The following is a 24,492-nucleotide window of genomic DNA, read 5'->3' on the forward strand; positions in this document are numbered from 1 at the left end:
CGGCACATCCATGTGACGCTCGGGCTCCGCCATCCATGGCTCCGCACGGTTTTGGCAAGGCCCCCCGCTTACTGGCTCAGCTCGGCGTTATCACCACTGCGGTGCTGCTGCTCCCACAGGTGAGCATAGTGGCCATCGGCCGTCAGCAACTCGTTGTGGCTACCGCTTTCCACAATTTGGCCACCGTCCATCACCAGAATGGTGTTGGCGTCGCGAATCGTGGACAGGCGGTGGGCAATCACCAGAGTGGTGCGCTGTTGACTAACCTCTTTCAGAGCGCCAAGAATCGCCTGTTCCGATAGCGAATCCAGGGACGAAGTGGCTTCATCCAGAATCAGCAGCGGCGGGTTTTTCAGGATGACCCGGGCAATGGCCACCCGTTGTTTTTCGCCACCCGACAGCTTCAAACCACGCTCGCCCACTTTGGTGTCGTAACCGTCTGGCAGGCTGCGGATAAAGTCTTCCAGATGGGCCATCCTCGCTGCCCGGTACACCTGCTCCTCGCTGGCTGCCGGGTTTCCGTAAGCCAGGTTGCGGTACAGGGTGTCGTTGAACAGCACGGTATCCTGGGGCACCACGCCAATGGCCGAACGCAAACTGCGTTGGGTCACGCTGCGGATGTCCTGGCCATCGATGCGGATAGCTCCGTTGTCTGCGTCGTAGAAGCGGAACAGCAAGCGGGCGAGGGTAGACTTGCCGGCACCACTGGCACCGACGACCGCCACCGTATGGCCGGCGGGAATGGAGAAGTTCACATCCTGCAGAATGGGTCGGTCAGCACGGTAGGCAAAGTGGATGTGGTCAAAGCGTACTTCGGCGTTAGCCACCGCCAGGTCCCTGGCATCCGGTGCATCCTGAATGGCCGGCTCGTCCCCCAGCAGCTTGAACAGGCGCTCGACGTTCACCAGCGCCTGGCGAATTTCCCGATACACGAAGCCCAGGGCGTTCAGGGGGATGAACAGTTGCAGCAGGTAGGCATTGATCATGGTGAAGTCACCCAGGGTGATCTCACCGCTGGCAACTTCCTGCACCGCCATCGCCATGATCACAATCAGCGCCACCCCGATAATCAGGGCCTGCCCGCCATTCAGGGTGGCGAGTGACAGGCGGTTCTTCAGTCGTGCCTGTTCCCAGTCGTCCAGATTCTGGTCATACAGCTGCGATTCGTAACGCTCATTATTGAAGTATTTGACGGTTTCGTAGTTGAGCAGGCTGTCCACCGCCCGCGAGTTGGACTGGTTGTCGCGGGCGTTGGCTTCGCGCACAAACCGGGTACGCCACTCGGTGATCCTGATGGAAAAAACGACATACACCACCACCGCCACCAGAATCGCCAGTACATAACCGACGTTAAACACCACCAGCAGAATGCCGGCGACCAGCAGGATTTCCAGGATGGTGGGCACGATGTTGAACAGGGTGAAACGCAGCAAAAAACTGATGCCGGTGGTACCACGCTCGATATCCCGGGCCAGACCTCCGGTTTTGCGGTCCAGGTGAAACGCCAGCTCCCGGTTATGGAGATGTTCGAAAACCCGCAGGGAAACCCGCCGCATGGCCCGTTCCGCCACCCGGGCGAACACCGCATCCCGCAGTTCGCTGAACAGGGTCGCCCCAAAACGCAGCGACCCATAAGCCACCACCAGAACGACCGGAATCCACAACAGCATGTCCGCGCTTCGGGTCTGGTCCAGATAATCGACGATGTATTTCAGCGCCACCGGGGTGGCCACCGTTGCCAGTTTGGCCAGAACCAGAAGTGCCAAAGCCAAAACCACCCGCCCCCGGAACTCCGCCAGATAGGGCCAGAGGCCGGCGATCATTTTCCAGTCCGGCTTGTGGTCCGCGGGGTAATCGTTGTCGGCGTAGGCTCTCACTGTTGAGAATAACTCCAAGGTTGGGGAGCTCACGTGGGTGGTAGGGTCTTCCGGGACCGTCAAAAGCCATGGATGGCTTTTGCCGAGCGTACAGGGACGTATTTACAGCGTGTCCCGGAAGACCCTACCACCCACGTGAGCTCTACCCGGATGTATGATAGGTCTTGTTGCGAGTACAAATCGTATTGTTGCTGGAGTTTACAGCACCGCGTATTCAGGAGGCACATCATTAAAACCCGTCATCGCAAAGCCCTGAAACTGGTCATGGAATTTATCAGTCCCTACCGCCGTGCGGTGGCCGGTGCTCTGGTCGCGCTGATCTTTACCGCAGGCATTACGCTGGGTCTTGGCCAGGGCTTACGAATTCTGGTGGATCAGGGCCTGGCCACCGAATCTCCGGAAAATCTGGCAAAGGCCATCGGTCTGTTTTTCGTACTGGTGCTAGGGCTGGCGTTCGGCTCGTTTGCCCGTTTCTATCTGGTGTCCTGGATCGGCGAGCGGGTGGTCGCCGATATCCGCAAAAAAGTGTTTAACCACCTGATTGACCTGCATCCCGGCTTTTTCGAACAGAACCGGGCGCTGGAAATCCAGTCGCGGTTTACCGCTGATACCACGGTTCTGCAATCGGTGATTGGCTCTACCGTGTCCATTGCCCTGCGTAACGCGCTGATGCTCATCGGCGGTCTGCTGTTGCTGTTCATCACCAACGCCAAGCTGGCCAGCATTATCCTGCTGGGCTTTCCGCTGGTGATTGCGCCCATTCTGTTTTTCGGGCGGCGGGTGCGGCAGCTGTCGCGGCTGAGCCAGGACCGGGTGGCCGATGTGGGCAGCTACGTTGGCGAGAATCTGACCCAGATAAAGACCGTCCAGGCCTTCAATCACCAGCCCCATGACCGGCGCTTCTTTGCCGAGGTCTCAGAGAAAGCCTTCGACATTGCCCGTGCGCGTATCCGGCAACGGGCCTGGCTGACCACCCTGGCCATTACCCTGGTGATGGGCGCGGTGGGAATAGTGATTTGGATTGGCGGGCTGGATGTGATCCATGGCCGGATCAGCCCGGGCGAATTGGCGGCGTTTGTGTTTTACAGCCTGCTGGTCGGAGTCGCCGCAGGTGCCATCAGCGATGTCATTGGTGAGCTGCAGCGAGCCGCGGGTTCGGCGGCACGGCTGTTCGAGCTGCTGCAGACCGAACCGGCGTTTGTGCACGAGACGCCATCAAAAGCCCTTCCGGACCCGCTCAAAGGTGAGATCCGCATAGAGCATCTCGACTTCAGTTATCCCGGGCGCTCGAAGCAACCGGCGCTCTCTGACGTTACGCTGGCGGTGAGAGCCGGGGAAACTCTGGCGTTGGTGGGGCCGTCCGGCGCAGGAAAATCGACCCTGTTCGATCTGCTGCTGCATTTCTATCAGCCCAACCAGGGCCGGATTCTGATTGACGGGGTGAACACGGCAGAATTGTCTCTCGACGCTTTGCGCGGGTGCTTCGCATTGGTACCCCAGGACCCGGCGCTGTTTCACGGCACGGTGGCGGACAACATCCGCTATGCCCGTCCCGAGGCCAGCCTGGCCGATGTGGAGCAGGCCGCACGGGTCGCCCATGCCCATGAGTTCATTCAAAACCTGCCGCAAGGCTACGGGACGGTCCTGGGCGATGCCGGGCTCGGATTGTCCGGCGGGCAGAAGCAGCGCCTGGCCATTGCCCGGGCGTTGCTGGCCGATGCCCCGGTGCTGTTGCTGGATGAAGCCACCAGTGCGCTGGATGCGGAAAGCGAAAACCTCATTCAACAAGCCATGCCGGCACTCACCGCCGGGCGCACCACGCTGGTGATCGCCCACCGGCTGGCTACGGTCCGGGACGCTGACCGCATTGCGGTGCTGGACCAGGGCCGTCTGCTGGCGGTAGGTACCCACGACGAACTGATGCGGGACAACAGCCTTTACCAGCGGCTGGCAAAACTGCAATTCCGCGGTGAGGCGGCCTGACAGCGACAAACGTCGGTTTGTTTCCTGACACCGTACTACTTACACTGGTAATGAAACTTCCGAACCTGAACCGGGGAGAATGGCAAAGTGAGCAATAAAGAATTGCAGGCACTCAAAGAACGCTACGTGGCAGCGGGCGCAGCAAGTCCCAATGAGCAATTTGCCGACCACGCAACCAACGCGGAACTGTGGGATGCAGACGGCAAACGCATGATCGATTTTGCCGGCGGCATCGGTGTACTTAACATCGGCCACCGCCACCCGAAAGTGGTTGAGGCGGTCAAGGCCCAGCTCGACAAGCTGATGCACACCTGTCAGACGGTGATGCCCTATGAGGGCTACGTGAAGCTGGCGCAAAAGCTCAGCGAAGTGGTGCCGGTCAAGGGCCATGCCAAAGTAATGCTGGCCAACTCCGGTGCCGAAGCACTGGAAAATGCCATGAAGATCGCCCGGGCGGCTACCGGCAAAACCAATGTGATCTGCTTTGATGGCGGTTACCACGGCCGTACCTTCTACACCATGGCCATGAACGGCAAGGCGGCACCGTACCAGACGGATTTCGGCCCCATGCCCGGTACCGTCTTCCGCGCGCCTTATCCGGTGCCGTATCACGGTGTCAGCGAAGACGAAGCACTGCGCGGTTTGAAGATGACCATGAAAACCGATTCCCCGGCCAGCCATACCGCTGCGATCGTCATTGAACCGGTGTTGGGCGAGGGTGGTTTCTACGCGGCTCCGGCCAGCTTCTTGAAAGAAATCCGCAAAATCTGCGATGAAAACAACATCCTGATGATTGTGGACGAAGTTCAGAGCGGCTTTGGCCGGACCGGCAAGATGTTCGCCATTGAGCACAGCGGTATTGAACCGGACATGATGACCATGGCCAAGAGTATGGCTGATGGCATGCCGATTTCCGCCATCGTCGGTACCGACAAGCACATGGATGCCTCAGGCCCGAACTCCCTGGGTGGCACCTACACCGGCAGCCCGACCGCCTGCGCAGCCGCGTTGGCCGTGTTCGATGTGTTCAAGGAAGAAGACATCCTGGGCAAGTCGCTGGCACTGGGCGAGAAGCTGAACAAACGCTTCACTCAATGGCAGGGTCAATTCGAGCATGTGGATAACGTGCGCAATCTGGGGCCCATGGCCGCTTTCGAACTGGTCGAAAGCAAATCCAGCCGTACGCCCAAGCCGGAACTGGCGGCAGCGGTCACCAAGAAAGCCAAGGAAAAAGGGCTGATTCTGTTGAGCTGTGGGATGTACGGCAATACCCTGCGTTTCCTGATGCCGGTCACCATTGAAGATGCGGTGCTCGAGGAAGGACTCGCCATTGTTGAGGAATGCCTGAAGGAAGTGGGCGCGTAACGCGCGACGCTTACCTAACCTCTCAGATTAGTCGTATACTGCCGGAAAGTTCTCCGGCAGTGCCTTCCGGCTTGCCGCCGTTTCACCAATCAGGCAGCGCCATGACGTCCCCGAATTCCACCGACACTCCGGACCACAAGCCAAGGCCGTGGGTCGACCTGCTCGTCAGTATTATCATTCCCTCCGTCATTCTGATGAAGTTCAGCGGTGATGAGCATCTGGGCAGCGTGAATGCCCTGATCATCGGGCTGGCCTTCCCGTTGGGCTGGGGTCTGTTCGAATTGATCAAATACCGCAAAAAGAATTTTATTGCGGTGCTGGGTCTGATCAGCGTGGGCCTGACCGGGGGCATCGGCCTGCTGGAACTGGACGCTGGCTGGCTCGCCATCAAGGAAGCAGCGGTTCCTGCGGTTATTGGCCTGGCGGTGTTGATTTCCACCCGCACCCGATACCCGTTAGTGCGCACCGTGCTGTACAACCGGACAGTGCTTAACGTCGACAAGATCCAGGCCGCGCTAAAAGATCAGAATAACGAAGCCGAGTTCGACGCCAGATTGCTGAAGGCAACCTACCTGTTCAGCCTGACCTTCCTGTTTTCGTCGATTATGAACTACGTATTGGCCAGGTGGATTGTCGTCAGCCCCTCCGGCACCCAGGCCTTCAATGAGGAGCTGGGGCGGATGACGCTGGTCAGCTACCCAATGATCGCCATTCCTTCCATGATCATGATGATCGCCATTTTTTACTATCTGTGGCGCTCCATTCGCCGGCTCACCGGCTATACCCTCGAGGAAGTCATGGCTCCTCATCTCGCCGATAAGCACGAAAGTACTAAGTCTTCAGACTCCACCGGTAAATAACTCTTCGCGGCCCTGATCTGACCGGGTTATCCAGAAGCCCGGTCAGGCTTGTTACAAACTCTTGCTTGAATATTTCGAGCGCTCGCTCTATTTTTAAGAGAGAACGTAAGAGAAGGGCAAGAAATGACCAACACAACAACCGTTCCTGACCAGAAAGATCCTCATCCGTCGCTGCGGGTGGATGGCAAAGTCGCGCTGATTACCGGTGCTGCAGGCGGCCTGGGCAGTGCCTTTGCCGAAACCCTGCTGCGTGCCGGTGCCAGCGTCATTCTCAGCGGTCGACGCCGTGAACCCCTCGAGGCACTTAAGGCCCGCCTCAGCCACATCAGCGACCAGATTGACGTCATCACCATGGATGTGACCGACGAAGCCAGCGTCGCCGGCGCGTTCGATGCCATCGCTGACGCGGTCGGCATCGCCGATGTGGTGGTATCCAACGCCGGCGTTGCCAGCAGCGAGAAATCCCTCGACTTGACCAGTAACGACTGGGACCGCGTTATCAACACCAACCTCAAGGGCTGCTGGCTGGTCTGCAATGAGGCGGCCCGCCGTCTTTCCAGCGCCTCCCGGGGCGGCAGTCTGATCATGATTTCCTCGATTCTGGGCCAGCGGGTAGCTGGCAATGTGGCCCCTTACGCCGCTGCCAAGGCGGGCGTTGAGCAACTTACCCGGGCCCTGGCACTGGAATGGGCGCGATATGGTATCCGCGTGAATGCCCTTGCACCCGGCTACATCGAAACCGACCTCAACCGCGAATTTTTCGCCTCGGAGCCCGGGCAGAAAATGATTCGCCGGATTCCTCAGCGCCGGCTGGGGCACCCCGATGACCTGAGTGCACCTCTATTGCTATTGGCGTCCGGCAGTTCCGGCTATATGACCGGCAGCACCCTGGTGGTGGATGGCGGCCATCTTCAATCTTCCCTGTAAGGAGCCCCTTGTGGACTTTAATCTGGACCCGAAAAACGACGCTTTCCGGAAAAAAATCCGAGACTTTGTGGAACAGGAACTGATTCCCCTGGAACAGAACCCGGCGGCTTACGATGAACACGAAAACATCAGCCTTCATCACCTGGAACGCATGCGGGAAAAAGCGCGGAGCCAGGGCCTCTGGTGCCTGCAGATTCCCGAAGCCCTGGGAGGTCAGGGGCTGGATATTTCCGGTATGGCCGCGTGTTACGAAGAAATGAACCGCTCCATTTTCGGGCCCGTGGTGTTCAATTCAGCGGCTCCGGACGACGGCAACATGATGGTGCTGGCCAAGGTGGGTACCGAGGCCCAGAAGGAACGCTGGCTGGAACCGATCATCGACGGTCGTGTCAGTTCCTCCTTTGTGATGACCGAACCGCCCCCCGGTTGTGGCTCCGATCCCGGCATGATGCAAACCACGGCAACCCGCAAGGGCGACAAGTGGGTTATTCATGGGCATAAGCACTACATCACCGGGGCAGCGGCCGCCGAGCACTTCATTCTTATCGCCCGCACCTCGGACGACACCCGCAAGGGCCTGACGGCTTTTCTGTTTCACAAAGACGATCCGGGCTGGGAAATTGTCCGTCGCATTCCGATCATGGGGCCGGAAGAACACGGCGGGCATTGCGAACTGACCTTCAACGGCCTTGAAATCCCCGATGAAAACCGGCTGATGGAGGTCGGTGACGGCCTCAAGGTCACCCAGATCCGGCTGGGTACCGCACGGCTCACCCATTGCATGCGCTGGCTGGGCCTGGCACGACGGTCCCTGGAGATTGCCACCGACTATGTGGATAACCGCCAATCCTTCGGCCAGACCCTGGCCCAGCGGGAAGGCGTGCAGGGGATGCTGGGGCAGGCCGCCATGGACATCCAGGTCGGGCGTCTGTTGACCATGCACGCCGCCTGGATGCTGGATCAAGGGGACTTTGCCCGCAAGCAGGTGTCCATGGCCAAGGTGGCGGTTGCCGATACCCTCCACACGGCGGTTGATACCGCCATTCAGCTGTGCGGTGCCCGCGGGTATTCCAAGGATACCCCGCTGGAATGGATCTACCGCTACGCCCGCCAGGCCCGCCTGGTGGATGGGGCATCGGAAGTGCACAAGATGGTGTTCTCCAAGAACCTGCTGGCTGAACGCACCGATTTCTGGCACTGGGGGGTCGAGGCCTCATGAGTAACGGGCTGGCCGAGACCTTCGCAGACTTCATAGCGGACCGGACCGGTGCCCGTGAAGCGCGGGTGGTGGCGTTCAACAAACTTTCCGGTGGTGCCATTCAGGATAACTTCGGCCTGACCATTGCCCTGACCGGAGGCACTCATTCCAGCCAGCATCAACTCGTGGTCCGTCAGGATGCCCCCTCCGGAGTACCTGAGAGCCTCACCCGCCCGCAGGAGTTCGCCGTGCTCAAGGCGGCTTTCGAGGCCGGTGTCACAGCACCACAACCCTTGTGGTTGTGTGAAGATGAGCGGGTCAGCGGCCATATTTTTTACGTCATGACGCGGGCCGCAGGCACGGCTTCGCCCAAACAACTGGTGAAAACGGAACACAGCCCGCAAGCGCGCAGCAAACTCACCCGACGTTTCGGCGAAGAACTTGCCCGCCTCCACAGCATCCGGCCCCCAGCGGCAGGCCTCGATTTTCTGCCTTTACCCCAGTCACAACATCCCGCGCTCAGCCGGGTGAGCCTTTATCGCCGCTACCTGGCAGAAATCGCCGAGCCTCATCCGGTGCTGGAGTGGGCCTTGAACTGGCTTGAGGACCGGGCTCCCGAGCCAGGCCCGACCGTGCTGTGTCATTGCGATTTTCGCACCGGCAATTACATGATGGACGGCGATGAACTAACCGCCGTTCTGGACTGGGAATTCGCCACCTGGAGTGATCCCTGCGAAGACCTGGGCTGGCTGTGTTCGCGCAGCTGGCGCTTCGGACAGGACCTGCGGGAAGTGGGCGGCATGGGAGATAAAACCGACCTGCTCGCCGGTTACCAGGACATCAGCGGCACCGACATTGACCCCCGCCATGTCAGCTACTGGGAAGTGATGGCCCTGGTGCGCTGGGCGATGATTGCCCTGCAACAGGCCCGCCGCCACATGTCCGGGGAGCAGCGGTCGCTGGAGCTGGCGCTGACCGGGCGGATGGTGCCGCAAATGGAGCTCGATCTGCTGCAGCAGATTCGCCAACTGGAGGCCGCGCAATGATCAACCACCCAAACGCTACCGATCTTCTTCAACAGGCAAGGGCTGTGCTGCTCGAATCCATTACGCCCGAACTGAGTGGCGAGCAGCGCTACCAGGCATTGATGATTGCCAATGCCATCGGCATTTCCGCCCGCGAAGCCAGTGACCTGCACAACCATACAACCCGCTGTAACCAGGCTCTTCGCCATTACGGCGATTACGCCAGTGAACAGGAACTGGCCGAGACCATCGCAGCACGGAACCTCGAGGTGACGGATGAGGGTCTGCAGAACCTGCTGCTGACCCTGACCCTGGCCAAACTGGAGATCAACAACCCCGGTTATCTGCAGCAAAGGGAGGGGGCATGAGCAAGTACAACAATCTGGAGCAGACCGCCGCCAACCATTCCGCACTGACGCCGCTGACCCTTTTGGAGCGAGCTGCGGGGATTTACCCCGACAAGGCGGCAGTGATCGATGGTGACATCAGCCGCAGTTACCGGGACTTCTACCAGCGCTGCCGACAGATGGCCGATGCCTTGCGTCAACGCGGTATTGGCCGAGACGATACCGTCGCCATTCTGTGCCCCAATACCGGTGAAATGCTCGAATCCCACTATTCCGTTGCCATGGCCGGGGCGGTGCTCAACGCCATCAATATCCGCCTTGATGCCGCCACCATCCGCTTTATTCTCGACCACGGCGAAGCCCGGATTCTGTTCTACGATACCCGTTTCGAAAACGTGGTTCGTGCGGCCATTGCAGACCACGACAACCCGCCTGCACTGATCAGTATTGAGCGCGATGGCGGCCCCTCCGCTGGGCTGGCTGAGGGCGATTACGAACAGTTGCTCGGGGAGGGCGACGCTGCCACGGACTGGCTGCGACCCGCCGACGAGTGGGACGCCATCACCCTGAACTACACCTCCGGCACCACCGGCAATCCCAAAGGTGTGGTGTATCACCACCGGGGAGCCTTCCTGTCAGCCATGAGCAACGCCATGGTGTTTGATATGAATGCGGACACCGTCTACCTCTGGACCTTGCCCATGTTCCATTGCAACGGCTGGTGTTACACCTGGTCTATCACTGCGGTGGGCGGCACCCACGTCTGCCTGCCGGACATTGATACCCAGCGGATTTACCAGCTGATCGAACGCCACCGCGTGACTCACCTGTGTGGCGCACCGATTGTCATGAATCTGCTGTTGCAGGACCTGGGACGCAGCGGCCAGACCCTGACCCAACCGGCGCAGTTCGCCCTGGGCGGGGCGGCACCGCCGAGCAGCGTGATCCGCAAGGCTGAAGAAATCGGTTTTCGCATCACCCACCTGTATGGCCTGACCGAGTCTTACGGTCCGGCGACCCTTTGTGTCCCCCAACCGGCATGGCAGGACCTGCCAGCCGAAGAACGCGCAACCATGATGGCTCGGCAAGGAGTGGTCACTTACTCACTGGATGAGGTCGAGGTCAGGGATATTGCCACAGGTGTGCCGGTACCGGCGGATGGCAAGTCCATGGGTGAAATCTGCCTGCGGGGTAACGGCCTCATGAAAGGCTACCTCAAGAATCCCGAGGCGACGAACAAAGCCTTTGCCGGCGGCTGGTTCAACACCGGCGACCTGGCGGTGATGCATCCGGATCGCTACGTGGAAATCAAAGACCGCGCCAAAGACGTGATCATCTCTGGCGGCGAGAACATCTCCAGCCTGGAGGTCGAAGAAGTGCTCTATCGGCATCCGGGTGTTTCAGAGGCCGCCGTGGTGGCCATGGCTGATGACAAATGGGGGGAGGTGCCCTGCGCTTTCGTTAACCCGGTGGAGGACGACGGCCTCCTGGACGAACACACTGTTATCGAATTTTGCCGCCAGCACATGGCCCGTTTCAAGGTTCCCAGGAAGGTGGTGATTGGCGAACTGCCGAAAACCGCCACAGGAAAAATCCGCAAGAACGTGTTGCGGGATTCGCTCAACAAAGACAACAACTCAGGAGCAACATCATGAAACAGCCAAACCTCAGAAAACTGATGGTGTCGATGGTGACCGCCGCCACACTGACGGCCGGAACCAGCGCCCATGCCGAAGATCCGATCCGGATTGGCGGCCTCTACATTCTCTCCGGCAGCGCCGCCACCTACGGTGAATTCGCTCAGAAAGGCATCGACCTTGCGGTGAAGGAAATCAACGAATCCGGCGGTATTCTTGGCCGCGACATCGAAATGATCTATGAAGACAGCCAGGGCAAGGCCTCGGTGGCCATTCAGGCCGCCCGCAAACTGGTGTATTCGGAGGAAGCCGACGCCCTGGTGGGCCTGGACAGTTCCGGGGTGGCCCAGGGCATGGTGCCAACCATGCCTGAGCTGCAGAAGCCACTGATCATCACTCACGCTGCCACACCGGACGTCACGGGTGATTTGTGCAATCCGTTCACCTACCGTATCAGCGTCAACGTTGCCCAGAACATGAAGGCTGCGGCCATGGTGGCTTCGGAAACCGATGCCAGGAACTGGACCACCATCGGCCCGGACTATGCCTTCGGACACCAGTCCTGGGAATTCTTCGGGGACTACCTCAAAGAGATGAAGCCGGACGTGAACCTGATGTCCGAGACCAATTTTCCCCGCTTTGGCGCCGAGGATTTCTCACCGTTCATTGACCGGGTCATGGACTCGGACGCTGATGGCGTACTGATTTCGGTGTGGGGTGGCGACCTGGTCAATTTCATCCGCCAGGCCAATAACCGCGGGTTCTTCGAGGAAGACATGGAGCTGATGTTTACCGTCGGTGCAGCAACTGAAGTGCTGTCCGCCCTGGGGGATCGCATGCCAGAGGGGGTGCGCCTGTCGACCCGTTACTGGTACGAGGGGTATGACAACGACATCAACAAACGCTTCGTAAAAGCCTACATTGATGCCTACGGCAACCCACCAAGCTATAACGCCGAGGGGGCCTACGCCGCCATTTATGCCTACAAGCAAGCCATGGAAGCTGCCGGTACCACCGATGGCCCCGCCGTTGCCAAAGCCCTGCGTGGCATGAGCATGGAGGCACCCAACGGCACCGTGACCTTCCGGGAAGGCGATAACCAGGCCATGGTCAGCCCCAACTGGGGTGTGTCCGGCCCGATGCACGCCGAACACGGTATCCGCACTCTGACCGATCTGCAGATTTTCGATGGCGAGGAAGTGGCTCGCACCGTCGAAGAGACCGGCTGCAAGCTCTGACCCGGTCTTTCCATCCCATAGCTTGCGGGGGCCTGCGAATTGGCAGGCCCCCTGACCGGCTTAACCATGTTATGAGGTAACTCATGTCTGGCATCGGATCGGCGTTGCTCAACAGTCTCGATATCGGGCTGCTGCTGTTCATCATCGCGGTGGGCCTGAACATCGTCTTTGGTGTTCTGAACATCATCAATTTCGCCCACGGCGCACTCTACATGCTGGGGGCCTATCTTGCCTTTACCCTGATCAATATAGCCGGCATGCCGTTCTGGTCCGCCCTGATACTGGCCCCGATCGGTGTGGCCATTCTTGCGGTCATCATCGACCGGCTGCTTCTGCAGTTTATTTACAACCGGGACATCGCCGACAGCCTGCTACTGACTTTTGCCCTGCTACTGATCATTAACGAAAGCGTCCGCCTTATCTGGGGCAGCGGCATTGAAGTCGTTGAGCCGCCCTCGTTGCTGGCCGGCTCGATTGATCTCCTTGGCGGTTCGGTGGCCACTTACAGTGTATTTGTCATCGTGATCGGCCTGGTGATACTCGCGGGCCTCTGGTACCTGTTCAATCGCACTCGCATCGGCCGCATCATGCGGGCGGCTTCGCTGGACCGGGAAATGGCAGAGGCGTTGTGTATCAATACCCGCCTGGTGGTCACTGGCGTGTTTGCCTTTGGTGCCTGGCTGGCCGCCCTCGGTGGCGTCATCGCTGCACCCATGCGGGCGGTCGACCCCGGTATGGGTGACAAGATCATCATCGAGTCCTTCATAGTCGTTGTTATTGGCGGCCTCGGTAGCTTTCCCGGAGCACTGATCGGTGCTCTGATACTGGGGCTGATTCATGGCTTTGGCGGGCGCTACCTGCCCGAGGTGAATCTGTTGCTGCCGTTTGTTGGCATGGCCCTGGTACTGTTGTTCAAGCCCAACGGCATTATGGGTAAGGGAGCCAGTGTATGAAGTCCAGAATTCTCCTTGCCTGTCTGGTGCTTGCCATCGCGGCGCTCGTTGCCGTGCCCTGGCTGGCCTCCTATTTCTACATCTTCATCTTCACCGAAATACTGATCATGGGGTTGTTCGCTGCCAGCTTTAACCTGGTGTTCGGCTACACCGGCATGCTGAGTTTTGGTCATGCGGCGTTCTTCGGGGTGGGCTCCTACGCCACGGCCCTGGTGCTGATCCATTTGCAATGGCCCTTCCTGGCCTGCCTCGTGGTGTCCATGGGCGTGTCAGCGTTGCTGGCTCTGGTGATTGGCTTCCTCAGCGTCCGGCTCAACGAAGTGTATTTTGCCATGCTGACACTCGCCTTTGGCATGATGGTGTTTGCCATCGCATACCAGTGGCGCTCAGTGACCGGCGGCAGCGACGGCCTGGCCGGCTTTACCCTCGGCTCCTTTGGGTTGGGCATTGACCTGACACTGGCGAACCCGACGGTTTACTACCACGTGGTGCTCGCCATTGTCGGTATTGCCGCCCTGGTGCTGTACATAATATGCCGCAGCTCGTTTGGGATGATCCTCAAGGCCATCCGTCAGAACCCTGAACGTGTGTCTTTCGCCGGCTTGAATGTTCGCACTTACCGGCTGGTTGCCTTTACCATCGCTGGCAGCTTTGCCGGGCTTGCCGGCGGGCTGATTGCCCCCTTCCTCCGGGTCGCCAGCCCGGAGCTGCTCCATTGGTCGACATCCGCCGAACCCGTGCTGATGTCCATCCTTGGCGGTACTGGTTATTTCCTTGGACCGTTTATCGGTTCCGCGGTGTTTGTCCTGCTGGAAACCTGGATTACCAGTTTCACCGAATCCTGGATGCTGGTTCTGGGTATTATCCTCGCACTGATGGTGGTGTTCTTCCGCAAAGGCTTACTGGGTACCGTGCTGGACTGGTGGATGGAGGTGAAAAAATGACCAATCCCATACTGACCATTCGCAATCTTACCAAACGGTTTGGCGGCAATACCGCCGTGTCGGCCATCGAACTCGATGTCATGCCGAAGGAAACGGTTGCCATTATCGGCCCCAACGGCGCGGGCAAAACCACGTTCTATAACATGGTGTCCGGGCGCATGCTGCCAACGGAAGGTCGCATCGCCCTTGATGGCACAGACATCACCGGGCTCCCTCCCCACAAGATCAGCCGACTGGGGGTATCCCGGTCGTTTCAGATCAACAATATTTTCCCGGAGATGACCGTTCAGGAGAATGTTGAGGTGGTGCTGTCCGCCTATCACGGCCACAGCCGCAGGTTATTCAATATCGCCTCCCGCAACACCGCTGTTCAACAGGAAGCAGGGGAGTTGCTTGACCGGCTGGCGATCAAGACGTTGGCGGATCAACGGGCAGAAGTGATCAGTTACGGCGACAAGCGCCTGCTTGAGATCGCCATGGTGCTGGCGACCCGTCCCAAACTGGTGCTGCTGGACGAGCCCACCGCCGGCATGACCCCGGATGAAACCCGCCGCACCACGGCGCTCATCCGGAAACTGGCGAGCAGCGGAGACTACACCTTTCTGATCACCGAACACGACATGGAAGTGGTGTTTAACCTGGCGGACCGGATACTGGTGATGCATCGGGGGGAAAAGCTGTTTGCCGGTACCCCGGAGGAGGTCAAACATCACCCGGACGTCCGCACCGCCTACCTCGGTGAGGAAGAAGACGAGGAACAGGAGGCAGAAGCATGATTCTTGACGTACAGAACATCCAGACCTTTTACGGTGAAAGTCAGGCATTGCAAGGGGTGACGCTCAATCTGGAGGAGGGCGAGACGGTGTGTTTGCTGGGCCGTAACGGCGCGGGTAAGAGCACCACCCTGAAGAGCATCATGGGGCTGACTCCGCCACGCAGTGGCCACATCCTGTTTGCTGGCCACACCATCAGTGGCTGGCCAGCCCACCGTATTGCCAGAGCCGGTATTGGCTACGTGCCCGAAGATCGGCGAATCTTTCCCGGCCTCAGCGTGCGGGAGAATCTGGATGTTGCCCGTTACCAACGCTCAGGACAAAGCAATCCCTGGACGGTGGCTGGCATCCTCGACAAATACCCCATGCTGGGGGAGTTGGCGGATCAGGACGGCGCAACCCTGTCCGGTGGTCAGCAGCAGATGCTGGCAGTGGCGCGCTCACTGATGATTCAACCCCGGCTGTTATTGCTGGATGAACCCAATGAAGGGCTGGCTCCGGTGATCGTCCAGCAGATCGGCGCGCTGATTGACGATCTCAGTGATACCACCACGATCCTGTTCACTGATCAGAGCGTACATTTTGCTCTGAAGCACGCCAAACGGGCCTACATTCTGGAGAAAGGGCAGGTGGTTCACGAATCGACCAGCGCACAACTGAAAAAGGACCAGGAGACCCAGGATCGGTTCCTGTCCGTAGCCTGACGCTCGAAGCGCCCGGCGGCAGGAAGCCTCGGGCGAGTTCAACCCGTTTTGCGGTTCACGTATACTTTGCGCCCCAACAAGGACTCTGGCATTCCCGATATGATCACCAACTACGAAATTTTCCGGTCCGAACTGTCTATGTCCAAGGAGGACGTGATTCGTGAGCTGTACCGGGAAAATACCGACCGCATCAGCATCAAGAAAGAAGCCACTGCCGTCAAAAATCTCACCAGGATCATCGACTCCACCCTTCGGCTGGCTAATTCCAAGGGCTTCCATGCCATGACCCTGCGGGATCTGTGTGCGGACTCAGGCATGAGCATGGGTGGGCTGTACGCCTACATCCGCAACAAAGATGACCTGATACACCTGATCCAGAGCCATGGGTTCATCATTACCCGGCGCACCCTGCAGCATCACACCGCCGGTGTGGCGGACACACGGGAACGCCTGTACGCCGCCATCAAGGCTCACCTGTATCTCAGCGAGCTGATGCGAGCCTGGTTTTACTTCTCGTACATGGAGGCGAAGAGCCTGCCGGCTCCGGAGAAACGTAACGCGATTGCCATAGAGCTGGAAATCGAATCGATTTTCCAAACGGTGATTGAAGACGGTATCCGGGAGAAGGTATTTACGGCCAGAAACGCCCGCTTAGTCTCCTCGCTGATCAAAGCAATGCTGCAGGACTGGTATCTCAAACGTCGCAAGTATCGGGAACAAGACATTTCCGTGGACGAATACGCCTCTGTGCTACGGGATGTCGTTGAAAGTTATTTGCAGACAACACACTGATATCCAACAAAAAAGGCGACCAAATGGTCGCCTTTTTTGTTGGCTTACGCCTTCCTTTATCAGACGTCCAGGTTCGTCACTTGCAACGCATTCGTCTGGATAAATAACCGGCGCGGTTCGACGTCATCACCCATCAGTGTGGTAAAGATCTGATCGGCCGCGATGGCGTCTTCGATGGTGACCTTCATCATGCGGCGGGTCTCCGGATCCATGGTGGTTTCCCACAGCTGCTCCGGGTTCATCTCACCAAGACCCTTGTAGCGCTGGATGGTGAGGCCGCGCTGGGCCTCTTTCATCAACCAGTCCAGCGCGCCTTCAAAGGACAACACCGCCTGCTTACGCTCGCCACGCTGGATATAGGCACCCTCTTCAACGAGGCCGTCCAGGGTTTCGCCCATACGCGCGATGGCGGCGTAGGAGGACGACTCGAAGAACTCATGGTTAAACACGTGGGTATAGGGAATGCCGTGAACGTAAATCACGACCTTCGGCAGGTAGAGATTGCGCTCGGGATCTTTTTCCACCGAGAAGGTGTATTTGGTGCCGGTGCGGGTATCCAGATCCAGGCCATCCCCCAGGCGTGCCACCCAGCGGGCGACCGCGGCTTCTTCCTTCAGGTCTTCCGACTTCAGGGTCACGTTTTGCAGCATCTGTTCCAGCACCTTGGCCGGATACGCCCGTGACAGCCGATCAATCATGGCCATCACCGCCTGGTAATCCTTCACCATGATTTCCAGCGCGGAATCCTTGATCGCGGGCGCGTCCGGATTCACAGACAGTTGGGCACCTTCCAGAGCGGTCTGGGTGAGATAGCTAATCTTGGCTTTTTCATCTTTCAGGTACTGCTCCTGCTTGCCTCGCTTGACCTTGTACAACGGTGGCATGGCGATAAACACATGCCCGCGCTCGATGATTTCCCGCATCTGGCGGAACAGGAAGGTAAGCAACAGGGTGCGGATGTGGGAGCCGTCAACGTCCGCGTCCGTCATGATGATGATGGAGTGATAACGGAGTTTATCCGGATTGAACTCTTCGCGACCAATGCCGCAGCCCAACGCCGTGATCAGCGTGCCCACTTCCACAGAGGAAAGCATTTTGTCGAAACGGGCTTTTTCGACGTTGAGGATCTTGCCCTTCAACGGAAGAATGGCCTGCGTCTTGCGGGCCCGGCCTTGCTTGGCGCTGCCGCCGGCAGAATCACCCTCCACGATGAACAGTTCGGAAAGGGCAGGATCTTTTTCCTGGCAGTCTGCCAGTTTGCCGGGTAACCCGGCGATATCGAGTGCGCCTTTACGTCGTGTCATGTCCCGGGCTTTACGGGCGGCCTCGCGGGCACGGGCCGCTTCAATCATCTTGTTGACGATCAGCCTGGCTTCGTTTGGCTGCTCTTGCAGAAAGTCTGCAAACGACTGGTAAAGTTCCTGCTCAACCGCGGTCTTCACTTCCGAGGACACCAGCTTGTCTTTGGTCTGGGAAGAGAATTTCGGATCTGGCACTTTCACGCTGACGATGGCCGTCAGACCCTCTCGGGCGTCGTCACCGGAGGTGCTGACTTTGGCTTTCTTGCCCAGCCCTTCGTGCTCGATATAGTTGTTGAGAGAGCGCGTCAGCGCGGCGCGGAAACCGGCCAGGTGCGTACCGCCATCCCGCTGCGGTATGTTGTTGGTGAAACAGTAGATGTTTTCCTGGAAGGCATCGTTCCACTGCATCGCCACTTCCACCACAATGCCATCTTCCCGCTCTTTGGTGAAATGGAAAACACGGTTAATGGGCGTCTTATTGCTGTTCAGGTGCTCCACAAAGGCGCGAAGGCCGCCTTCGTATTCGAACACTTCTTCCTTACCGGAGCGCTCATCGGTCAAACGAATGCGAACGCCACTGTTCAAAAAAGCCAGTTCGCGCAAACGCTTGGCAAGAATATCGTAGTGAAACTCGATGTGGGTAAAGGTTTCCGGCGACGGAATAAAGTGAACCTTGGTGCCACTGGCGTCGGTATCGCCCACCACCCCCAATGGCGCGTTGGGTACGCCATGGGTATAAGTTTGCTCATACACCTTGCCTTCACGGCGAATGGTGAGGGTCAGGGTTGAGGACAAAGCATTCACAACGGAAACGCCGACACCGTGCAAACCGCCGGACACCTTGTAGGAATTGTCATCAAACTTACCGCCGGCATGGAGTACCGTCATGATGACTTCGGCGGCGGATATCCCTTCTTCTTCGTGGATATCCGTCGGCACGCCCCGACCGTTATCCTTTACCGACACCGACTCGTCCGGATGGATAACAATGCCAATTTCCGAGCAGTATCCCGCCAAAGCTTCATCGATGGAGTTATCCACCAGCTCAAATACCATGTGATGCAGGCCAGTACCGTCATCGGTATCGCCGATATACATCCCGGGCCGCTTCCGAACCGCATCCAGTCCTTTCAAGACTTTGATACTGGAGGAATTGTAGTTCGATTCACTCATTGGGGAACTCCTGAAGGGTGATTACCGGGTTCGGCCTGACGCACTGCAATGGTAACAAATTCGCGCTCTGCCATCCGGGTTCTATTCTTCCGTCAATTTGCCATGTTCCACGTGGAACATTCGATAATCCGGCTTTGTGCCCTGCCAGAGCTCGTCCGGCCGGGGCGCTTCGATGGAGGTGATAAATACCTGACATCGCAATTCGTGTAACTTTCGTGCCAGCATGGAGCGATGACCCACATCCAGCTCGGCGTTAATATCATCCAGCAAAAACGTGACCTGTTTTCCCAGCCGACTTAACACCATCCCTTGGGCAATTTTCATCAAAATCACCAAGGTCTTTTGCTGACCTCTTGAAAATGTCTCTGCGACCGGCCGACCTTGAAATCGCAACTTGATATCCGCTCGATTGGGACCATACAGCGTGTGTCCCATACGAAGCTCCTGCTCCCGATGTGAGACCAGCACCTCTGCTAACGGCAAATTAGTATCCCAGCCTGGATAGAAGTCCATTTTCATGCCCTCTACCCAAGGTGCTTCCACCTCGGCAACCAAGCTGTTGAACGCTTCCTGAAACAGGCCGAAGGCTGCGGAGCGCGCTTCGGTCAGACGGTCGGCCAGCTGTGTGTACTGGTTGTCCCAGACACGTAGTAAACCGTCGTCTAGTCTACCATTTCTGAGCGTCTGATTCCGCTGTGACGTCACCCTTTGGCATTGTTGCCAGACACCCGCAAAGGAAGGTTCCACGTGGAACACTGACCAATCCAGAAACTGACGCCGCTTACCCGGACCACCCGCCACGATCTCAAATACCCCCGGATCAATAACCGATACCGGCAGGTGTCGCGCCAGGGCCGAAAGGTTTTTCACCGCTTCGCCATCAACCCTCAACAGGGTTTCCTTCTGGGTGGTATCCCGCGCAAATCCCAGGCGATGAACAAGCTGACCCGGCTCGGACACCAAGCGCGAATCCGCCGTCAGTCCCTGATCAAGCCCACCGAAGACGGTCAGCCGCTGCTGGGCGTGTGTGACCACCGCCTGATGACGACTGACCCGGAATGAACGACCAAGACCCAGATAGCCGATAGCCTCAAGCACACTGGTCTTGCCGCTGCCATTTTCACCAAACAACAAATTGAATGAGGGCGAAAAGGACACAGGCGCAGAAGAGAGGTTCCGGAAGTTTTCCGTTTGCAGTTTTACCAGCGCCATAGGGTCAGGGAACGTCCGCAGGTTGTATCAAAAACAAAAAAGCAGCGCCCGTGTTACGAGTGCTGCCTTAGTGTACAAGGCCCTCAGCATGAAGGCGATGCCCGTGATTTCACCAGCAAATAAGAACGCCTGATGAGGGCTTTTTCATTAATGCAGCATGTTCAACCGCTCGTCCATAAACACATCCATTTCGGGGGCGAGAATGTGAACATACCGGTCAAAATACAGGAACTGCTTCAGCAGCAGGGCAAACTCCCTGGGGAAATGCAGACCGTGGCTCTCACCGATTTTCACCATATCCATCAGAATGTGGTTAACGTCATCGTCGGCCTGATCCGCTTCGTAGGGCACCTGGTCCGGAACCATCTTGTCCATTTGCTGATAAAGCTTGCGCAAGTCGGCCGCCAGTGCCGACACCTCCACGTGTTCCCGGGTGATACCGATCCGGATCATGGCGTCGGCCATGCCATCAAAGTTGCCCACCATAATAGCGGAAATAAAATCACTCACCGCCTGCCAGGTGTCCGGACGAATTCTGCCCACGATACCGAAATCGATAAAGCCGACCCGACCGTCCTTTAACACCATCAGATTACCGGCGTGAACGTCCGCGTGAAAAAACTCGCACTGGGTCAGGCTGGAAAACCAGGTGTTCATTGCGGTTATTAACGTACGCTCGGGATCACGGGCATAACCACGAATGCTTTCAAGATCCGTCAGGGGCACACCGTGGAAGCGCTCCATGATCAGAATGCGCCGGCTGCTGCACTGCTCATACACCAAAGGCACGGCGGCCTCTTCGTTATCGGTGGTATGCAGGAATTCCCGAAACACCTTGAGGTTGTTGGCTTCTTTAATAAAGTCGCACTCTTCCATCATCGTGCGCTGGATTTCCTCAACGATCCCGGACAGGGACGTCCACGACAGCTTAGGTGCCAGGGTTTCCAGAATTTTTGCCGACAGATACAGGAAGTTGAGGTCGGTCAGCAGAATGTTCTCCACGCCTGGCTTCTGGACCTTGATAACCACATCTTCCCCGGTCACCAGTTTGGCCGCATGCACCTGGGCGATGGAGGCCGAAGCCAGTGCCACCGGGTCAATCTCGGAAAACACCTGATCGATAGGACGCCCCAGCTCATCCCGGATAATTTTGCGGATAACACTGAACGGCAGATTCGGGGTTTTGTCGAGACAGTACTGGAACTCCTCAACGTATTCTTTGGGGAAAAAAGTCGGGGAACTGGCAATAAACTGGCCCAGCTTGATGTACGTGGCTCCCAGAGACTCGAACGTCTGGCGAAGCAGTCGTGGTGTTGGCGGCCGGTCCCCGCGAACCCAGTTGAGCCCGGTTCGACCCAGCACAGACACTGTCTGGCCGATGCGAAAGGCCCCTTTAATACCGTTACTTACCCTTCCCAAAACCATGTCGTCATTACCTTTTTCAGAACTCGCTGTATTCCCCTCCTCAACACCACCGGAAGGTGGGCCACCGCCTGTGGCCAGGTCCCGCCGCCTTTACAGACGCATGGGCATGACCACGTACAGGCAACGGTTGTCGTTCGGGGCTTCGATCAACGCGCTGCTGTTCGGATTCGACAGGGTAATCTTCACCTGCTCTTCATCCAGCGCGTTCATGACATCCACCAGATAGCCTACATTAAAGCCAATCTGCAAGGATTCGCCCTGGTACTCCACCGGCAGCGCGTCTTCGGCCTGTTCCTGATCCGGGTTGTTGGCAAACACCTGCAACTCATTGGAGGCCAGGTTCAGCCGCACACCACGAATATTTTCATGAGAGAGAATGCCGGCACGCTGCAATGTATTTTTGAGCGTTGAGCGATCCGCTAACACCACTTTGTCACCGCCCCGGGGGATGACCCGGTTGTAGTCTGGAAACTTGCCTTCAATCAACTTGGACGTAAAGGTGTAGCTACCAACGGTGGCACGAAGGTGATTGTCGCCGATGACCAGCGTCACGGGGGTCTCCACATCATCCAGCAAGCGTGCCAGTTCAAGCACGCCCTTGCGAGGCACGATCACCTGCCGCAACTCACTGCCAGTCGGCAGATCCACATGCGCCATGGCCAGGCGATGGCCGTCAGTGGCCACTGTGCGTATGTGCTGCTGATCCACTTCCAGCAACAGCCCGTTCAGATAATAGCGAACGTCCTGCTGAGCCATCGCAAACGCTGTGGCATCCAGCATCCGGCCCAGTTCTTTCTGGGGCAGTTCCAGGCGGAAACTTTCCGCCTCGTCCTCAACATTGGGAAAATGCTCGGCCGGCAGGGTCGACAGGGTGAAATGGCTGGCACCGCACCGCAGGTGCAACCGATCACCTTCCAGAGCAAGCTCTATCGGCGACTCATCCCCCAGGGCCCGGCTGATGTCCGCCAGCTTCCTGGCCGGCACAGTAATTTTCCCGGGCTGATCCACATGCACCGGCGTAATCCGGCCGACCAGCTCAACTTCCATATTGGTGCCGGTCATGGTGAGGGTATTGTCCTCAGCCACCAGCAACACATTCGACAGCACTGGCATGGTCTGTTTTTTTTCAACAACCCCGGCGATTGACTGTAACGGGGTAAGCAACGATTCACGGCTGATTGTCAGTTTCATGGCACACAGCGTTCTTTTACTGGAAGGTGAATGTTATCCGCAGCCAACCCGTCATCAGGTGGTCAGCAGCCTCATAAAATTCTGATAGTCTTCACGGATGTTGGGATCCGTTTCCTGCAACTCCACAATCTTTTTGCAGGCATGCAACACGGTGGTGTGGTCACGACCGCCAAACGCATCTCCGATCTCAGGCAAGCTGTGATTCGTGAGCTCTTTCGACAGCGACATGGCAACCTGGCGTGGCCGCGTCACCACACGCGTGCGCCGTTTGGACAGCAGGTCCGCTACCTTGATTTTGTAATACTCTGCCACCGTGCGCTGAATATTGTCGATGCTGACCTGTTTTTCGTGCAGGGCCAACAGGTCTTTCAGGCTCTCGCGAATAAAGGGCGGGGTAATTTCTGACCCTGTGAAGTGAGCATTCGCTATCACCAAACGAAGTGCCCCCTCTAATTCCCGAACGTTAGAGCGTATTTTCTGAGCGATAAAGAACGCGGCTTCGCTGCTGAGTTTGACGTTTGTCTGCTCGGCTTTTTTCATCAGGATTGCCACCCGGGTTTCCAGCTCCGGGGGCTCCACCATCACGGTGAGACCCCAGCCAAACCGCGACTTGAGCCGTTCTTCCATATCCACAATTTCTTTCGGGAAACGGTCACAAGTAACAATCACTTGTTGGCCACCTTCCAGCAACGCATTGAAGGTGTGAAAAAACTCTTCCTGGGAACGCTCCTTTCGAGCAAAAAACTGAATATCGTCAATCAGCAGAGCATCGACAGAACGATAGTAACGTTTGAATTCATTGATGGCGTTTAATTGCAGCGCTTTGACCATATCGGCAACGAACCGTTCCGAACGCAAATAGGCCACCTTGGCCCTCGGATTCCGGCGCACAATATCATTACCGATCGCATGCATCAGGTGCGTTTTACCCAACCCAACGCCGCCGTACAGAAATAGTGGGTTGTACGCGCCTCCCGGGTTCTCTGCCACCTGCATAGAGGCGGCCCGCGCCAACTGGTTTGATTTACCCTCAACGAAGGTATCGAAGGTGAACCCCTCATTCAGAAAACTTTGATGCTTGATATCACCTTCAACCTGAACCGTTCGCCTTCCGCTGTCACTGTTTCGCCTCGACGTCGGCGAAGAGACAGTCGCGGCAACGCCACGCTCTTCCTCAGTTACCTGATTACCCGTTTCTTCATGGGCTGCCGACCCCGAACCATTACCCGCGTTGGATCGAACCACCAGATCGCCCGCCCGGGGCGCGGACCCGACTTTCATGTTCACCCTGGGTGCCTGACCACCATGAAGATCCTTGAGCACTTCTTCTATACGCCGAAGGTATTTTTCATTCACCCAGTCCATAACGAACCGATTTGGCGCGAACAGCATCAGCTGACCTTCCCGGTCGTCAGACTGCAGGGGCCTCAGCCAGGTATTAAACTGCTGCGCGGGAAACTCATCCCGGAGTACTTCTAGACACTGATGCCAGATGGTATTCGGCACGACAGCCTGCCTCCGATGCTTCAGGAATTTCTCAAAACGAATCAGCTGCAATCCGCTACCA

General features: G+C 57.7%; 20 protein-coding genes. 14 read left to right on the forward strand and 6 right to left on the reverse strand.

The window, feature by feature from the left end:
* Window positions 1-68: 68 nt before the first annotated feature.
* Entirely contained in the window at window positions 69-1,877 is a 1,809-nt protein-coding gene (locus tag WD429_RS02350) for an ABC transporter ATP-binding protein/permease (RefSeq protein WP_368420570.1), read from the reverse strand.
* A gap of 252 nt (window positions 1,878-2,129) precedes the next feature.
* Here WD429_RS02350 and WD429_RS02355 point away from each other — a divergent pair, with 252 nt between their 5' ends.
* The 14 genes from WD429_RS02355 to WD429_RS02420 all read left to right on the forward strand — a co-directional run bounded on the left by WD429_RS02355 (window position 2,130) and on the right by WD429_RS02420 (window position 16,623).
* Entirely contained in the window at window positions 2,130-3,860 is a 1,731-nt protein-coding gene (locus tag WD429_RS02355) for an ABC transporter transmembrane domain-containing protein (RefSeq protein ID WP_368420610.1), read from the forward strand.
* A gap of 87 nt (window positions 3,861-3,947) precedes the next feature.
* Window positions 3,948-5,225 (forward strand): aspartate aminotransferase family protein, encoded by a 1,278-nt coding sequence (locus tag WD429_RS02360; protein WP_368420571.1) that lies wholly within the window; start codon window positions 3,948-3,950, stop codon window positions 5,223-5,225.
* A 101-nt stretch (window positions 5,226-5,326) separates the two neighbouring features.
* Complete coding sequence (locus WD429_RS02365; protein ID WP_368420572.1) at window positions 5,327-6,085, forward strand: VC0807 family protein; 759 nt, start codon at window positions 5,327-5,329, stop codon at window positions 6,083-6,085.
* 123 nt (window positions 6,086-6,208) lie between these two features.
* On the forward strand, window positions 6,209-7,012 hold the full coding sequence (locus WD429_RS02370; RefSeq protein ID WP_368420573.1) for an SDR family NAD(P)-dependent oxidoreductase: 804 nt from the start codon (window positions 6,209-6,211) through the stop codon (window positions 7,010-7,012).
* A 10-nt stretch (window positions 7,013-7,022) separates the two neighbouring features.
* Window positions 7,023-8,231 (forward strand): acyl-CoA dehydrogenase family protein, encoded by a 1,209-nt coding sequence (locus WD429_RS02375; protein WP_368420574.1) that lies wholly within the window; start codon window positions 7,023-7,025, stop codon window positions 8,229-8,231.
* On the forward strand, window positions 8,228-9,256 hold the full coding sequence (locus tag WD429_RS02380; RefSeq protein ID WP_368420575.1) for a phosphotransferase family protein: 1,029 nt from the start codon (window positions 8,228-8,230) through the stop codon (window positions 9,254-9,256). The genes WD429_RS02375 and WD429_RS02380 overlap by 4 nt, the downstream gene beginning before the upstream one ends.
* Entirely contained in the window at window positions 9,253-9,603 is a 351-nt protein-coding gene (locus WD429_RS02385) for a DUF6285 domain-containing protein (RefSeq protein ID WP_368420576.1), read from the forward strand. The genes WD429_RS02380 and WD429_RS02385 overlap by 4 nt, the downstream gene beginning before the upstream one ends.
* Complete coding sequence (locus tag WD429_RS02390) at window positions 9,600-11,237, forward strand: AMP-binding protein (protein ID WP_368420577.1); 1,638 nt, start codon at window positions 9,600-9,602, stop codon at window positions 11,235-11,237. Before WD429_RS02385 ends, WD429_RS02390 begins: the two co-directional genes overlap by 4 nt.
* Window positions 11,234-12,457 carry an ABC transporter substrate-binding protein gene (locus tag WD429_RS02395; RefSeq protein WP_368420578.1) on the forward strand — a complete coding sequence of 408 codons (1,224 nt, stop codon included), beginning with the start codon at window positions 11,234-11,236 and terminating at the stop codon, window positions 12,455-12,457. The genes WD429_RS02390 and WD429_RS02395 overlap by 4 nt, the downstream gene beginning before the upstream one ends.
* A gap of 83 nt (window positions 12,458-12,540) precedes the next feature.
* Entirely contained in the window at window positions 12,541-13,410 is an 870-nt protein-coding gene (locus WD429_RS02400) for a branched-chain amino acid ABC transporter permease (RefSeq protein ID WP_368420579.1), read from the forward strand.
* Complete coding sequence (locus tag WD429_RS02405; RefSeq protein WP_368420580.1) at window positions 13,407-14,354, forward strand: branched-chain amino acid ABC transporter permease; 948 nt, start codon at window positions 13,407-13,409, stop codon at window positions 14,352-14,354. The genes WD429_RS02400 and WD429_RS02405 overlap by 4 nt, the downstream gene beginning before the upstream one ends.
* Window positions 14,351-15,130, forward strand: a complete 780-nt coding sequence (locus WD429_RS02410) for an ABC transporter ATP-binding protein (RefSeq protein ID WP_368420581.1) — start codon at window positions 14,351-14,353, stop codon at window positions 15,128-15,130. The genes WD429_RS02405 and WD429_RS02410 overlap by 4 nt, the downstream gene beginning before the upstream one ends.
* Window positions 15,127-15,831: an ABC transporter ATP-binding protein gene (locus tag WD429_RS02415; protein WP_368420582.1), complete on the forward strand. Its 705-nt coding sequence runs from the start codon at window positions 15,127-15,129 to the stop codon at window positions 15,829-15,831. Before WD429_RS02410 ends, WD429_RS02415 begins: the two co-directional genes overlap by 4 nt.
* A gap of 99 nt (window positions 15,832-15,930) precedes the next feature.
* Window positions 15,931-16,623 carry a TetR/AcrR family transcriptional regulator gene (locus WD429_RS02420; RefSeq protein WP_368420583.1) on the forward strand — a complete coding sequence of 231 codons (693 nt, stop codon included), beginning with the start codon at window positions 15,931-15,933 and terminating at the stop codon, window positions 16,621-16,623.
* Between the two features lie 59 nt (window positions 16,624-16,682).
* On the opposite strand, the gene gyrB is transcribed toward WD429_RS02420, so the two are convergent.
* The 5 genes from gyrB to dnaA form a co-directional block, all read right to left on the reverse strand.
* Window positions 16,683-19,097 (reverse strand): DNA topoisomerase (ATP-hydrolyzing) subunit B, encoded by a 2,415-nt coding sequence (gene gyrB / locus WD429_RS02425; RefSeq protein ID WP_368420584.1) that lies wholly within the window; start codon window positions 19,095-19,097, stop codon window positions 16,683-16,685.
* 81 nt (window positions 19,098-19,178) lie between these two features.
* The gene (recF, locus tag WD429_RS02430) at window positions 19,179-20,309 is read right to left on the reverse strand and encodes a DNA replication/repair protein RecF (protein ID WP_368420585.1); all 1,131 of its coding nucleotides are present in this window, start codon (window positions 20,307-20,309) and stop codon (window positions 19,179-19,181) included.
* Between the two features lie 147 nt (window positions 20,310-20,456).
* A complete protein-coding gene (locus WD429_RS02435) occupies window positions 20,457-21,734 on the reverse strand; it encodes an ABC1 kinase family protein (protein WP_368420586.1) in 1,278 nt (425 codons plus the stop codon).
* Window positions 21,735-21,824: 90 nt separating this feature from the next.
* Window positions 21,825-22,925, reverse strand: coding sequence for a DNA polymerase III subunit beta (gene dnaN / locus WD429_RS02440; RefSeq protein WP_368420587.1), 1,101 nt, complete (start codon window positions 22,923-22,925; stop codon window positions 21,825-21,827).
* A gap of 54 nt (window positions 22,926-22,979) precedes the next feature.
* Entirely contained in the window at window positions 22,980-24,431 is a 1,452-nt protein-coding gene (gene dnaA / locus WD429_RS02445) for a chromosomal replication initiator protein DnaA (protein ID WP_368420588.1), read from the reverse strand.
* Between the last annotated feature and the right edge of the window lie 61 nt (window positions 24,432-24,492).

Origin of the sequence: Marinobacter sp. (assembly GCF_040904845.1) — a bacterium.
Lineage (GTDB): Bacteria > Pseudomonadota > Gammaproteobacteria > Pseudomonadales > Oleiphilaceae > Marinobacter.